General features: G+C 64.3%; 1 protein-coding gene and 1 pseudogene. One reads left to right on the top strand and one right to left on the bottom strand.

What is annotated here, in order from left to right:
• Window positions 1–297: pseudogene (locus EOA28_RS37765) on the top strand (BMP family ABC transporter substrate-binding protein); the annotation flags it as partial.
• A gap of 82 nt (window positions 298–379) precedes the next feature.
• Here the strand turns inward: EOA28_RS37765 and EOA28_RS37770 are convergent.
• Window positions 380–627 (bottom strand): TRAM domain-containing protein (locus EOA28_RS37770; protein WP_128315949.1); only part of this gene is annotated, 248 nt, incomplete at its 5' end.

Genomic DNA, 627 nt, shown 5'->3' on the forward strand with positions numbered 1-627 from the left:
TACTACATCAGCCGCGTGCAGGCCGCGCTCGACGGCACCTGGAAGCCGGACAATGTGTGGCTCGGCATCAAGGACGGCGCCGTAAAGCTCGCGCCCTTCACCAACATGCCTGACGACGTGAAGGCTATGGCGGAGGCGACCACGAAGAAGATCGCCGGCGGCTGGAACCCCTTTACCGGACCGGTCTCCAAGCAGGACGGCTCGCCGTGGCTGAAGGACGGCGAAGTCGCCGATGACGGCACGCTGCTCGGCATGAATTTCTACGTCAAGGGCGTCGACGACAAGCTGCCGCAGTAAGCTGCAAGTTACTGGTGTCAAAAAGGAAAGGGCGCCGCGCGGCGCCCTTTCTCATTCGGTGTGCCTTCGCTTTGGAGGACGATCAGACGGCCGATCCGTAAAGATCGTAAGCGTCGGCGCGGTCGATCTTGACGGTGACGATCTCGCCGGCGCGCAGCGGCCGCCGCGACTGGATGTGGACCGAGCCGTCGATCTCCGGCGCGTCGTATTTGGTGCGGCCTTTGCCGGACGCGCCATGCGCCTCGTCGACCAGCACCGGCAGGCGCTTGCCGACTTTCTTGGCCAACTGCGCGGCGGAAATCTTCTGCTGGCGCTGCATGAAGCGGTGCC

The sequence above is a fragment of the Mesorhizobium sp. M2A.F.Ca.ET.067.02.1.1 genome, from assembly GCF_004023285.1.
GTDB lineage: Bacteria > Pseudomonadota > Alphaproteobacteria > Rhizobiales > Rhizobiaceae > Mesorhizobium.